Here is a 12132-nt window from a genome sequence, read left to right as displayed (position 1 = left end):
GACTGCAAGATCCCCGACTTCTTCAAGAAGTCGGGGATCTGACCACCGCTAACCTAATTTCAAAACCGTGTGATGATGTAAACCAAAGTGAAGAGAACAATCCAAATAATGTCTACAAAGTGCCAGTACATTTCTGCCATTTCGATGCCAGTATGCTTACTTGCAGAATAATGACCCGAACGACGCGATCGCCACAACACTCCTAAAATCAACAACAGTCCTATAAATACGTGCAAACCGTGAAATCCGGTCATGATATAGAAGCAGTTAGCAAACACATTGGTAGTCAGACCATACCCCAAATTTTGGTATTCATAAACCTGACCAGCCAAAAAAGCCGCTCCCATAATAGCGGTCAAGAAATACCAAAACCGCATTCCCCAGACATTATTCTTCTTAATCGCCATATCACCGAAGTGAATGACGAAACTACTAGAAACCAGAATCGCGGTATTAATCGCCGGTACAAATAACTCCACCTCCGTTCCCTCTGGAGGCCAAACATCCGTAGTCCCCCCAAAAAACAAATAAGTAGCAAAAAAGCCACCAAACATCAAAGATTCCGAAGCGAGGAAAGTCAACAACCCCGCCACCCGTAAATCAGGATGCGCCTCATGATCCTCATGCGCCGTCACTACAGTCATACATACCTCTTAGGTTACAGGTTACAGGTTACAGAGAAGAGAGAAGGGGGAGTGTTTCTTTCATATTTTCCTAGGGCGAAACATTTCACCAGTAGTTAGGGTAGGTACAAAGCCTACCCTTTCGCTCTCTTCTTTGCGCCTTTGCGTCTACCGCAAGCGGAACGCCTAGCGGCGAATGCGTGAGCTAACTACTCACTTACTTCCGAAGAATGACCATACTCATAAGGCCCATGAGTCACCACTGGCAAAACCTCCCAATTCTCCACCGCAGGAGGAGAACTAGTAGTCCATTCCAAACTCAAAGCTTCCCAAGGATTATCACCAGCCAATTCTCCCTTGCGCCAACTGAAGAGAACATTGAGCGCAAAAGGAACGACCGATAACCCTAAAAGAAACGCCCCAATAGTACAAAGCACATTCAAATCCACAAACTGCGGGTCATACATTGCTACCCGCCGAGGCATACCTTGCAAACCCAACTTGTGCATAGGTAAGAAAGTTAAATTAGTTCCAATCAAAGTCAGAACAAAATGAATCCGTCCCCAAAACTCATTTAACTTCCGTCCTGTCATTTTGGGAAACCAGTGATAAATCCCGGCATAAATCCCAAACACAGAACCACCAAACAGCACATAGTGGAAGTGTGCCACTACATAATAAGTATCGTGGACGTGAACATCAAAAGGTGCAGTCCCCATTGTCACGCCGCTTAAACCACCCATGACAAACATCGACAATAAGCCGATCGCAAATAGCATGGCACTAGTAAAGCGAATCTTACCACCCCAGAGAGTCGCAACCCAACCGAAAATCTTTACGCCGGTAGGAACTGCCACAATCAAAGTTGAGATTGTGAAAAACATCCGCATCCAGCCTGCTGTCCCACTGGTAAACATATGGTGTACCCAGACAAACAAGCCAACAACACAGATAGCGACAGTAGAATAGGCGATCGCCTTATATCCAAAAATTGGCTTCCGTGCATGGACGGGAATCACTTCGGACATAATGCCGAAGATGGGCAGAATCATCAAATATACTGCCGGGTGAGAGTAAAACCAGAACAAATGTTGATAGATAACGACGTTACCACCAGCATCTGGTTTAAAGAAAGAAGTACCAAAGTTGATGTCAAATAGCAATAATACCAAACCCGCAGCTAATACAGGTGTAGAAACCAGTGCTAGTATAGAAGTCGCTAAGATAGCCCAGCAGAACAGAGGTAATTGATCCCATTTCATGCTGGGGACTTTCATCATCAGGATGGTGACAACAAAGTTCACCGAACCGAGAATGGAGGAAGTACCAACCAACACGATCGCTAAAATCCACAGACTTTGAGCGATGGGTGCTGTAACTAGACTTAATGGTGGGTAAGCAGTCCAACCAGATTGAGAACCACCGAAAATGAAACTCGCTGCAAGGAGTAATCCGGCTGGTGGGTTCAACCAAAAAGCGACCGCGTTCAATTTCGGGAACGCCATATCCCGCGCCCCAATCATCAAGGGGATGAGATAATTACCAAAACCCCCGATCGCACTGGGAACAATCCATAGGAAAATCATGATTGTTCCATGATTGGTCATGAAGGCGTTGTACAGATTCGGATCAATGAAGTCTGCATCAGGCGTGGCTAACTCAGTACGAATTGCGATCGCCATCAACCCACCAATCAAGTAGAAGAAAAAGGCAGTCACCAAATATTGGATGCCTATAACCTTATGATCTACGTTAAACGTGAAATAATCCCGCCATTTCCAAGCCGGTTGAAAATGTACACTGTGTCCCTTATCTGAAGGTCTGTATGGTGGAAATTCTACTTGTGTCATAACCGATTTTTTGACGTTTACCGAATAGTCCAAAGTCAACAGTTGATTAACTAATGACCAATGACCAACGACTCCAAACTTGCTGCATCAATCCCCAAGTTCTCAACATGAGGTGCAAGAAACTCTGATGTAGATAAGTTCACTGGGTTCACAGCAACCGCTTGTTGGAGATTCTGCTGTTGAGCAACCTGATTTTCTGTCAGCCAGCTATCAAACTCTTCTGGTGTGTGGACAATCACCTGTGTCCGCATTGAACCGTGATAACCACCGCAAAGTTCAGCACAAACTACTGGATATGTACCTGGTTTAGTTGCTACAAATCTTAATTCGGTAGGGATACCAGGGATTGCGTCTTGCTTGAGCCGAAATTGAGGTACCCAAAAGGAGTGAATTACATCCTGTGCTGAGAGATTAAGCTGCACATCAGCACCGACAGGAACGTGCAATTCCCCAGAGTTAACGCCGTTGTTATAGTCAAATAACCAAGCAAACTGCATACCAGTCACATTTACCACCAAATCCGCAGGTTTCGCCTGATTTGTAGGAGATGCGCCAATCCCAATGCGGGGAGCAGTTTTAGCTTCATCCAGAGTACCAGCCAGAGCAGTTCCAGAGGTGTGAGCCGCATGACTAGGATGACTCCCAGGCTCTAAACCTCCCATTTGGTTAAAGACATCTACGCTGTAGATACCTAGGCAAATTACAATCAGTGATGGAATTGCCGTCCAAAAGATTTCTAGAGGAATGTTACCTTCGATAGCTACACCATCGGTATTGTCACCCCGACGACGACGATATTTGAACAAGAAAATCAAAATCGTGCCTTCTACTACCAAAAATAGGGCTACAGCAATGGTAAACATGATATTAAAAAATCCGTCTACCAAGGGTGCTTGTAGTGATGCTTGTACAGGCAATAGATTGTGATTTTGACCTATCCACAGACTGATTACTCCAATTACTATTCCAGCAATCAGAGTCCATAATGAAACAGGAATTTGTTGCATAGTACCTGCTTTTTTAGATATTGGTATTAGGGGCTTTAGGCGTGGAGCATGGGGTGTTGAGCATTGCTTTATCACACATAGTCCCTATTCCCCAGCTATAGGCTTTTACATTATTTACCAGATAATGTTTTTTTCACTTATTAAAGTTTTAGCTTATGAAAATAAAAATCGGGGGAATTATTCCAGATATCTTCATATCTTCCCCCAAAAACTTAACAATAGATTGTGAAGTTGCTGAACAAGGATGTTTGTGCGGAATCCCATCAAGAACACTGTTAGTTGTAATAGCAAGGATGAATTTGTTAATAGTAAACAATTAGTGGTTTACGCGTTTGTTTACTACGAACTTTTTACCATCCGTAAAGTTAAAATATTCCCCTCTAGTCACCTTGCTGAGTATTTTTATGTCGCTAATAACAGTATTCTTTGGTACACAACTTAGTTTTCTAATGCAGCATGGCTGTAGCAATTTTTAGGACAAATCCGCGCACAAGCTTCACAACCAACACAGTTTTCTGGGTGAGCAACTACCATGACTTTGCGCTCGATTTCATCATCTTCTTCATCTTCTACAAATTCACCTTCTTCATTCAGTGCTTTCAAATCCAGCACAGAATAACCACAGACTTTAATACATCTGCCGCATCCGATACATTTGTCTTTATTGATTGATTGAGCAAATTTAGGTGTCCAAGTCTTGCCGCCAAATGTCAATCCTGTGAGTGTTGCCATCACTAAACTCCCGGCCATCCTGCCAATAAACTTGTTGGTACTTGAATATTCATCCTACTTCAATTTTATCTGGTTATTTTGTTACCAATTAATTAATTCATAGAGTCAATAAAAGCTAATTAAATACAAAAACTTTCTCCCTAATATGTAATTTTAATTAAATGAAAAAGATTATGATTAATGATTTGATATCACCTCTATATTAAAAATACTATCTACCCTTCAATGATACAGGATTTATTATCTTAAAAATTTATTTAGATAGGTATTGCTTGTAAAAGGACGTTTGAAAAGTCTGTTTCTTTGTCATGTTGTAGCTTGCTTCTCCGCAGGAGTATGCAGCGTAGCGGAATGAAACATCTCGGTATGTGCCACAAAGCCTAGATTCTTCCTTACAGTTCCTTCCCTTCGCTCAGGACTCCAGTCAGAATGACATTTTTATACCTACTGAAACTTTTCAAACACCCTCTAATATAAACCCATGTATTGCATTCATAACTACAAATGTAATAAATATTCCTCTGTAAAAATACTAATAAAGATATGCCATTAATTAGCAAGTTGCTAACAATTCCATATTTTGATTTAAAAACTGTATCTCAATACACAAAACGATTTTTTCGATATTTATAAAAAAATACTTCCAGCAAAGCTATTTTTTGCTAAATGATTATCAATGCCTTAATTACAATCATGGGAAAAAATCATAAACATAAGGATTACATCATCACCTATCCAATTTGTCACCGCCATGACAGATTATTACTTAGCGTTAAATATTAAAATTATTAATAAATTCAATAAATCAAATACGTATGGATATGAATATCCCATAAAAATACTTTGGTTAAGGCTTTAAGGTTAAATCAAAATGTTCGTGAGCTAAGTATTTATTAAATTCTTAAGAACCTTTTCTAAGCTCATTACGAACAAACTTATAAAAATATTTATGAAATCTTTATCTAATAAAGAAGTGAAATAATGCTCAAATTAATAGCTTCTGATTGGGTGCAAAGTCTAAATATGGATGTGGACAATTATTCTAGTAAGAATATTTTTCTTGCTGAATAAATAACTGGGTAGCAAATGCAAAATAAACAGGACACATCCAGGGGAGACTTAAACCAAACATCTCAACGATTCAAGTGGGAAAAGAGCCAGTATGCCTTATACAATTCCTAACAAAAATTGCGTTGGATGTGACAACTGCCGTCCCCAATGTCCTACGGGTGCAATCAAAATAGAAGGCAATCAATATTGGATAGATCCTTGTCTTTGTAATAATTGTGAAGGCTATTATCCTGAACCGCAATGTGTAATAGCTTGTCCAACTAAATCTCCAATTCCCTGGCAGGCGAAGAAGGGGAGATGCAAAATAGAACCGAGAGATGCTACCAGTTCAGACTTGTTTTCTAATGGCAAGAATAACCCATTTGCTTCTGCGATCGCTATTTGGGAAGCTTGCAACCTATTAGCGCAGCGTACATCCCTCAATTGGGAACAGGATGAAGCAGGCTATCTCTGTTATAGCAGACAAGTTAATCAAGGACGGGGTGCGATCGCCTTTCACATCCAAGATCCATTTAAACTCAGCGAACACGCCAAAGATATTAGTGCAATTGAGACTCTGGATATTCGCGCCGCTTGCATCCATCTCATTTTTGCAGCCCACGCTACAGCCTTAGATCAACCTTGGGAGCAAGAATTTGCCATTGACGAACGACAACTAGAGAAATATTTAGGACTGGAGAAACGCAAAGACCTAAGTAAAATTGCCAAACTCTCCTTAATGAAAAACCTTGTGCTGCAAGCTTGTTCACTGATTATTTCCCTCGACTGGCCCCAACAAGGTCGAGTCCAGGGGTTTTCAGTTAAAAATAGCCGCTTGTGGCACTTGGTCAACATTCAACACCACTTTCAAGAAGATGACCTAGGATGCAAATATCTCATCGGACTAACTTTTAAAATCCGCGCCGGGATATGGTCACAATATTTCTTGAACAAACAAGGATGTAAAGAACGTAGTACATTCTACCAATACGGCAGTTTGCCCAAAACTGTCTTAACCACAGTCATGAGCATTTGGCAGCAACATGAAGGCGCAGTCAGACTAATGCTGTGGTTGCTGTTTAAAACCAAAATGGGTAAGGAACAACGCATCACCGTTCCTACCTTGCTCCGTATTGCTTATGGAGAAGAAAAAGTTACCCTAGCTTCCCGACAGCGAGAAGAACGCAAACGTCTATTACGGACATTTGAAAGCGATTTAGAAATTCTCAACCATCATGGCATTAAACCCGTCTTCGACCCCATTACCTATCCCCCAGAAATTCAACCCCTCTGGGCAAAATTAATGGATATTCCCGAAGATCCTGATGAAGCCTTGGAATTTTGGATTAATGACGCTGGTGGCGAAACCCGCCTCACCGACACCGGCCCCCGTGGGAAGTGGAATCTCTTAATGAATGCACGGATTTTAGCTTTTGAATTACCGCCAGAATGGGAACGCCAAATCTCAGAATCAGAAAAAAAACAACGGCGCACCGCTAGAGTCAAACGTAAATCTCCCACCGCAGGTGATTTAGTGGGTGAGCAGATTTTACAGGCACGAAAAACCTTAAATCTTTCTCAACGAGAATTAGCCAAGCTGACAGGTAAAAGCCAAAGCTGGATTCGAGATGTAGAAAATGGTCGCTTAAAAGCCAAGCTAGAAGACCAAGCAATCTTACGTAAAGTGCTAAATATTGCTTAACGGTAGCGTGACCTTTCACGGGGTCTGGAAAACCTCTCCCCTACAACTCTCGCCAACGGTTGAAAACCGTCGTCTAATAGCTAAAGTCCACTCAAGTGGACTAAATGGAATTTCTTTTTGAGTCCTCTAAAAAGGACTTGCGCTATGAGACTCGGAATTGATTCCGAGGCGGGATAGATACACTGCGCCAAAACTTTTGTGTACACCGTAGCCTACAACTGTAGAGACGTTGTATGCAACGTCTCTACTCTACATACGTTTGCATTAGTTATTTTTGCTAGTCAAACTATTAGGATTAATATTAATCAATGGTAATGAACCATTACCACCCATAACCATTGGGAACTTGCCATCCCATTTTTCTATCGCTTGCTTTTGCAATAACTCTGGCGTTAAAGTTAGCCTTTGTAATCTTTGCGCCTCAGCTTGACCTTTAGCACGGTTGACTTCTGCTTGAGCTTCTTGAGTTGCTTTTTTAGCAATAAATTCTGCTTGTTTAGCTTCTTGTTCGGCAATTTGTTTAGATTCAATTGCTCTACTAAATTCTGGAGAAAAAGAAAAATTTACTAGAGAAACATCATCGACTATTAAACCGTAAGCCTGAAGTCTATTTTTTAAATTATTATCAATTTCTTCTTTTAATTCTGTTCTGCGGGTAATAATCTCTTCTGCTGTTTTTTTAGCAGTTGCAGCCTTTAAAACTTCAGATACAGCCGGAGTGATTATGCTGGTCACTATTTGTTGTTGATCTCCGACTTGTTGAAACACTCTATTGACTTTAGTAGGATCAACGTGCCAGTTGACAGCCAACTCTGTTTTGACTTGTTGAAGGTCTTTAGAAGCCGCATCAGCTTGAAAGGTATTTTGTTGCACGCGCACACTAATTCTTCTAACTGATGTGACAATGGGCATAATTGTATGCAGTCCTTCATCTAAAACCTGATCTTGGACTTTACCAAATTGCATCAATACGCCACGTTCGCCGGCATTCACAATTGCAAATGGACGAAACATCATAGCTAAAAAGAGGAAAAATATTCCTCCGGCAAGATAAAAACTATACTTAAATTTGCTGGCAGAATTATTCTGTAGGTTACGCATCTTTTTATGATCCTTATGCAATAATTGGCTATCGGAATCGATGACTGCTGACTGACGAATTATTACAAATTTTTACAAATCACTGCCAATCATTAGAATTTATCTTTTGGGAATAGTACACCAAAAAGCGGTAGTAATTTGGGGGTAATATCTCGCAGATTATCTCTCATGAATTGAGCCTGAATTATGTATTCATCTTGAATAAAGAAAGTACAAATAAATTACAATTAGTGACAACTGTAGATACACAGTTATCTATACCTTTTTTAGAAAAAAAACTTTTAATTATTACTGAAAAATATGAAGATTTATCAACCCCATGCTTGGCCTCAAAGCTTAGAAGCTGCGATCGCTATTCAAGAAGAATTACGGAATCAAGTAATTATACAGGATCAACTGCAACAACAGGTAAAATACGTTGCTGGTGTGGATATGGGTTTTGAAGACGATGGTACTGTTAGCCGTGCAGCAGTGGCGGTGCTGAGTTTTCCTGAATTGCAAGTCATCGAAACCCAATTAGCATACCGTCCTACTACATTTCCTTACATTCCTGGTTTTTTATCATTTCGAGAAATCCCAGCAATACTTGATGCCTTAGAAAAAATTCAAACCATACCAGATATTATCTTGTGTGATGGACAAGGAATTGCTCATCCACGTAGATTAGGCATAGCCAGTCACTTAGGAGTCATCATCAATATACCAACAATTGGTGTAGCAAAATCTTTACTGATTGGTAAGCATGAAGAGTTAACTGATACCAAGGGTAGTTGGCAACCATTAATACATCATGGTGAAACTATTGGTGCAGTTTTACGAACTCGCGCCGGAGTAAAACCTGTGTATGTTTCCAGTGGGCATAAAATCAGTTTACCCACAGCTATTGACTACGTGCTGCGTTGCACACCAAAATATCGTCTGCCAGAAACCACCCGCATAGCTGATAAATTAGCATCTGCTAGGTGAAGTCAACAATACACCGTATTATTTTGTTGAACTTTGTTCTAAAAACTTGCTTACTACCGCTCAATCGTGTTAGGAATCGCACAGAAAGTAGTTGAAGTAGCTAAATAAGAGTAACCCAATAGTTAGAACAATGAACGCACTAACTTTACAGTGGCATGATGCTGGTCAAAATAAAACGCAGCAAATATACGAACAACAACCAAGTAAAAATCCTGGCACTGTCCGCATTGGTAGAGATCCACTCCAGTGTGACATTGTTTTGACAAACCCAACTGTATCGGGCCTGCACATAGAAGTATTTTTTAATTCTCAGCAACAAAGTTTTTATATTAGAAATTTGCGATCGCAAAATCCCCCCCTTGTCGATGGACAACAACTCATCCAAGGTGAAAGACCCCTCGTTCAAGGTAGCATAATTTACTTGGGACAAGTGCAACTCCAAGTTACTACTGTTAACATTAATACCATTGCAGCCACAATTTTAGCTCCACCCCAACCACAAGCACATCAAAATCGACCAGTCACACCCCCTGTACAACAACAGCCACCAGTGCATCAAAATCGACAAGTTACATCACCTGTACAACAACTTCCGCCAGTCACACCCCATATACATAACCATCCATCAACACCAGCACAAGGAAATTACGGCTTAGAGTGTCCTAGATGCCACAAAGTATCCCCAATTGAAAATTTACAAGTAGGCTGTCCTTGGTGTGGTACATCTTTAGCGGCGGCGGTGAGTGTATTAGTAGCACCAGGGAATTAAATCAATTCGCAATTCGCAATTCGCAATTCGCAATGACGCTCGTTCGCCCTTGGCGTGCCGTAGGCATGACTCGCTACCGCTACGCTAACGCAATGGACTAACGTCCCGCTCCGCTCTAAGCGCAGCTATGCCGCAGGCTTTACGCAATTACGTTTTGCGACGGGGATTTAGACCCCCAAAGTTCGTTAAGCCTACGTATAAATCTGGGAGTAATTAATTTTGAATTTTGAATTTTGAATTTTGAATTTTAAATTCGGAGCGCAGCGACGTGACTAACCTACAAATTCAATTGACTTGGGAAGATCCAACAACAGGGGAACGGCGAGAACCAACGTTAAATGTGCCTATAGCTTTTGGTCGAGAATTCGCTCGTTTACCTGCGGAAGTGAACGGACAGCGCGTTGCGCGAATGCTGTTAAATAGTAATGAAATATCTCGCTATCATGCTTTGATTGCTTGGGAAAACAATCAATTTGTGGTGATTGACCAAGGTAGTGTCAATGGTGTCCTTGTGAATGGTCAACGCCAACCGCGTAGTGTGCTTAATAATGGCGATACGCTGCAAATTGGCCCCTATATAATGATGGTGACTTTGGCTAGTAATGCTACTCAAGCAATCCCACCACCCACCAGTTACCCTTCCTTAATTCAATTTAATCCTCATACTAATATCCCCGATCCCAGCTTACCCCCAGCCAGACCTGTCACACCTTTGGGGAGTAATTTTCCCCCGCCAGCATTTCAAGTTGAACAACAGATTGTTATCCAAGCACTCCATGCTACAGGTTTACCTGTGGATGAATATGATTATTTAGCTGTTGGGGGAGGACTAGGAAGTTTTATCTGGTCTGATTTACTGCGAATTAGCGGTGTGCGTGCAGAAAAGATTGCAGCTTTGGGATTAGAACCAGACCCTTATGCTCGTTATAAGCGTCTATGTTTAAATTCCCAAATTCCCTTATATGAAAGACTGCGGTCTAATTCTGACTCTTGTCCTGATAATATTTGGGGTTGGCCTAGCTATGCTTGGCGAGAAGCTTGGCACGACTTGACTAAAGGTAAGCCAAACACAGCATTGCAGTATTTATGGCAAGTATTTGGAGAACCAACCTTTGCGGAAACTTATACTCCCCGTGCAACCAATGTATTTGATTCAATTGATAGAGAAGCCAAGCGGATTGGCTGGAGTCAAATTTATCGTTATGGACGAGTTAGGGCAATTCGCAAAACCGATGATGGTCGCTATTGTGTAGCTTATTCTCGCGGACAAGGTAATCACGCTTTTGTAGTTTGTCGTTATTTACATTTAGCTACTGGGTATCCAGCAATTCAGTTTCTCCCTGATTTGCAGGCTTATAGAGAAAAATATCAAGATTTTAAATCCGTCGTGAATGCTTATGAAGCACATGATCATGTATATGAGCAATTAGAACGCCAAGGCGGAACAGTATTAATTCGCGGGCGGGGAATTGTGGCTTCGCGGATTGTGCAGCGTATTTATGAAGCCAGACGCAAAAATAATAATATTACAGTTTTGCATTTAATGCGATCGCCTAAACCCCAAGGCAACACATTCCAAAAAGCCACACGCCTAGTCAAAAATCATTACGAATTTCAACCCTTCAACTGGCCCAAATCCTGTTGGAGTGGTGAACTACGCGTCATGTTAGAACAAGCCACACCAGACGAACGTAAACGCTTACTCACAGAATGGGGCGGGACAACCACCGCCGACCGTCAAGACTGGCAGCAAATTACTGAAACCGGCTTAAAAGAGGGTTGGTATCAAATCACCTTTGGGGAAGTATTGACAGTAGAAAGGGACGCACAAAATCGCACTATCAGCCAAATCCAAGAGAAAGGCTTTGGTCAAATGAAATTAGTAGCTGATTTTATTGTTGATGCTACAGGTTTAGATGCTAAGGTGCAAGCCAATCCTCTATTAGATGATTTGGTCAAGCATTACAACCTACCTCTAAACTATATGGGACGCTTGGCTGTCGCCAATAACTTTGAAATCCCAGAAATGCGAAATGGTAAAGGTCAAATGTATGTAGCCGGGGCAATTACCCTCGGCGGCCCCTATGCAGCCGTTGATAGCTTCCTCGGTTTGCAATACTCCGCCTTAGTCGCAGTCGATGGACTCGCCACCGCCCGTGCGCCTGGAGTCCACCGTCTGAACCCCTTCAGTTCTTTTGGACAGTGGTTAAAGTGGGTATCTAATCAATCACCATCATGAGTGGTGAGTGGTGAGTGCTGAGTGCTGAGTGCTGAGTTGTGAGTTGTGAGTTGTGAGTTGTGAGTGAAGGTAACGATTTCCCAGTCCCTCATC

General features: G+C 41.6%; 9 protein-coding genes. 4 read left to right on the top strand and 5 right to left on the bottom strand.

All coding sequences use genetic code 11. From position 1 onward, the window contains the following. Positions 1-59 precede the first annotated feature (59 nt). The 4 genes from L6494_RS04125 to fdxB form a co-directional block, all read right to left on the bottom strand. Positions 60-644 (bottom strand): cytochrome c oxidase subunit 3, encoded by a 585-nt coding sequence (locus tag L6494_RS04125; protein ID WP_237991576.1) that lies wholly within the window; start codon positions 642-644, stop codon positions 60-62. Between the two features lie 188 nt (positions 645-832). After that, positions 833-2473, bottom strand: a complete 1641-nt coding sequence (gene ctaD / locus L6494_RS04120; RefSeq protein ID WP_237991575.1) for a cytochrome c oxidase subunit I — start codon at positions 2471-2473, stop codon at positions 833-835. A gap of 50 nt (positions 2474-2523) precedes the next feature. After that, entirely contained in the window at positions 2524-3480 is a 957-nt protein-coding gene (locus tag L6494_RS04115) for a cytochrome c oxidase subunit II (RefSeq protein WP_237991574.1), read from the bottom strand. A gap of 438 nt (positions 3481-3918) precedes the next feature. After that, on the bottom strand, positions 3919-4212 hold the full coding sequence (fdxB, locus tag L6494_RS04110) for a ferredoxin III, nif-specific (protein ID WP_237991573.1): 294 nt from the start codon (positions 4210-4212) through the stop codon (positions 3919-3921). A 1162-nt stretch (positions 4213-5374) separates the two neighbouring features. Between fdxB and L6494_RS04105 the strand changes: the two genes are divergently transcribed. Further along, positions 5375-6964 carry a helix-turn-helix domain-containing protein gene (locus L6494_RS04105; protein WP_237991572.1) on the top strand — a complete coding sequence of 530 codons (1590 nt, stop codon included), beginning with the start codon at positions 5375-5377 and terminating at the stop codon, positions 6962-6964. A gap of 264 nt (positions 6965-7228) precedes the next feature. Here the strand turns inward: L6494_RS04105 and L6494_RS04100 are convergent, their stop codons facing one another. Then, the gene (locus L6494_RS04100; RefSeq protein WP_237991571.1) at positions 7229-8065 is read right to left on the bottom strand and encodes a prohibitin family protein; all 837 of its coding nucleotides are present in this window, start codon (positions 8063-8065) and stop codon (positions 7229-7231) included. Between the two features lie 300 nt (positions 8066-8365). On the opposite strand from L6494_RS04100, the gene nfi reads away from it, so the two are divergent. The 3 genes from nfi (at position 8366) to L6494_RS04085 (ending at position 12039) form a co-directional block, all read left to right on the top strand. Beyond that, on the top strand, positions 8366-9031 hold the full coding sequence (gene nfi, locus L6494_RS04095) for a deoxyribonuclease V (protein ID WP_237991570.1): 666 nt from the start codon (positions 8366-8368) through the stop codon (positions 9029-9031). 130 nt (positions 9032-9161) lie between these two features. Continuing rightward, positions 9162-9800 (top strand): FHA domain-containing protein, encoded by a 639-nt coding sequence (locus L6494_RS04090; RefSeq protein ID WP_237991569.1) that lies wholly within the window; start codon positions 9162-9164, stop codon positions 9798-9800. A 268-nt stretch (positions 9801-10068) separates the two neighbouring features. Further along, complete coding sequence (locus tag L6494_RS04085) at positions 10069-12039, top strand: FHA domain-containing protein (protein WP_237991568.1); 1971 nt, start codon at positions 10069-10071, stop codon at positions 12037-12039. Positions 12040-12132: the final 93 nt, after the last annotated feature.

Source organism: Nostoc sp. UHCC 0870 (assembly GCF_022063185.1).
GTDB lineage: Bacteria > Cyanobacteriota > Cyanobacteriia > Cyanobacteriales > Nostocaceae > Trichormus.
The sequence above is the reverse complement of the archived record's forward strand: the minus strand, read 5'-3'. Positions and strand labels throughout refer to the sequence as shown.

Coding starts and splice junctions, on each gene's coding strand:
- L6494_RS04125 (WP_237991576.1), bottom strand. CDS start 644: ATGACTGTAGTGACGGCGCATGAGGATCATGAGGCGCATCCTGATTTA.
- ctaD (WP_237991575.1), bottom strand. CDS start 2,473: ATGACACAAGTAGAATTTCCACCATACAGACCTTCAGATAAGGGACAC.
- L6494_RS04115 (WP_237991574.1), bottom strand. CDS start 3,480: ATGCAACAAATTCCTGTTTCATTATGGACTCTGATTGCTGGAATAGTA.
- fdxB (WP_237991573.1), bottom strand. CDS start 4,212: ATGGCAACACTCACAGGATTGACATTTGGCGGCAAGACTTGGACACCT.
- L6494_RS04105 (WP_237991572.1), top strand. CDS start 5,375: ATGCCTTATACAATTCCTAACAAAAATTGCGTTGGATGTGACAACTGC.
- L6494_RS04100 (WP_237991571.1), bottom strand. CDS start 8,065: ATGCGTAACCTACAGAATAATTCTGCCAGCAAATTTAAGTATAGTTTT.
- nfi (WP_237991570.1), top strand. CDS start 8,366: ATGAAGATTTATCAACCCCATGCTTGGCCTCAAAGCTTAGAAGCTGCG.
- L6494_RS04090 (WP_237991569.1), top strand. CDS start 9,162: ATGAACGCACTAACTTTACAGTGGCATGATGCTGGTCAAAATAAAACG.